Source organism: Paenibacillus phytohabitans (assembly GCF_013141775.1).
GTDB classification, from domain to species: Bacteria; Bacillota; Bacilli; order Paenibacillales; family Paenibacillaceae; genus Paenibacillus_AQ; species Paenibacillus_AQ phytohabitans.
The window spans coordinates 1-1,398 of record NZ_WHOB01000072.1 but is presented as its reverse complement, the minus strand read 5'-3'; the positions used below and the strand labels follow the sequence as shown (position 1 = coordinate 1,398).

Below are 1,398 nucleotides of genomic sequence, written 5' to 3'. Positions count from 1 at the left end.
TAATTGTCTTTAAGGGTTGTAGGATATCCATTGGAACAATGGATAGGAATGGTTTTCAAAGGGTCAGGGGGGATCCCCCCTGCGGAAATTTACTTTCATTACCAATTCGCTTGAATCGTCGGTTTTATTCTTCGCTCGCTTGGGAAGGGGGATATTTTTCTGCAAACTTTTTACGTAAGGCCGCTTTCGTCTTCGGGTCCCCAAACCCGGTGACCACACGTTGACTCCATCTCTCGTTGTATCCTATGGCCTCCAGATAGACAATCTTTTCAGCGGCATCCATGTTCGTTAAACTGTTCATGGGCCGCAGCCGTTTGCGGATTTCTTTGTTCGTTCGCTCGATCGGGTTGGACGTATAAATCGCGTACCGAATCAGGGGTGGATAATCGTAGAACCGTAACAATACATCGAGCTGCTCCCCCCAGGAATCCAGTTCCTTACGGTAGAGCTTGCCCCATTTCTGCTGCGCGAGATCGAAGTTGGCCTGGGCCACATCCTTATCTGGCGCGGTGTAAATGACTTTGAAATCGGCCACAAATTCGGCCTTATCGGTATCGCGAATTTTGGGCAAGGTATTTCGCATCTTGTGGGTCACACAGCGCTGGACATCGGCTTTGGGGTAGGTTTCCTTAAAGGCTTCCTCCAGCCCCGCCAGTCCGTCAAAGACGCCCAACAGTACCTCATGCGCACCCCTGCGGTGCAAGTCTTGCAGCACTTCCCGCCACCCATAGGCGCTCTCTTTGCCGCCAATACTGAAGCTGAGGATTTCCCGGTGGCCCTCTTCGTCGATCCCCATCGCGAGATAGACGACTTCACTCGCCACACTTTGGCGCTTCAGCTTGAGGTACATGCCGTCTAGATAGAGGACGGAGTAGCGTTTGGCCAGCGGACGAGCCTGCCAGGCAGCCACATCTTCCAGCACCGTACCCGTAATATTACTCACGGTGGTCGGGGAGTAGGAGGTTCCAAACATTTTCTCGATAAACGAGGCAATATCCCGGGTACTCATGCCCCCTTTGTACATGTGGATGATGGTATCTTCGAGCCATGCTTCCCGGCGCTGGTAAGGCTCAAAGAGTTCCGTTTGAAACTGGCCCTGCCGATCCCGAGGGACTTGTAAATTCGGGATGAGGCCGTGACGTGTTTCCCACGTCCGGCTGTAATATCCGTTGCGTGTATTCGGCTCCTCCGGATGCTCAACCGCCAGGTAATTTTTGATTTCTTCGCGGAGCATGAGTTCTATCTTTTCTTTCAGAAAACTTTGGAGACTATTTTCGAGTAGATCACTGAACGGGTTTTGGTGTATACTGGTCATTGAGTAGGGCTCCTTTTCTTGGTGACTTCGCAATCCCAAGGATACCCTACTTTTTTGTCGTTTACTAGACTCCCAGGTCCTTA

At 51.3% G+C, this 1,398-nt stretch carries 1 protein-coding gene; it reads right to left on the bottom strand.

Annotation, left to right across the window (positions count from 1 at the left end; translation table 11 throughout):
- Window positions 1-124: 124 nt before the first annotated feature.
- Window positions 125-1,315 carry an IS256 family transposase gene (locus GC101_RS25945; RefSeq protein WP_171719672.1) on the bottom strand — a complete coding sequence of 397 codons (1,191 nt, stop codon included), beginning with the start codon at window positions 1,313-1,315 and terminating at the stop codon, window positions 125-127.
- Window positions 1,316-1,398 lie beyond the last annotated feature (83 nt).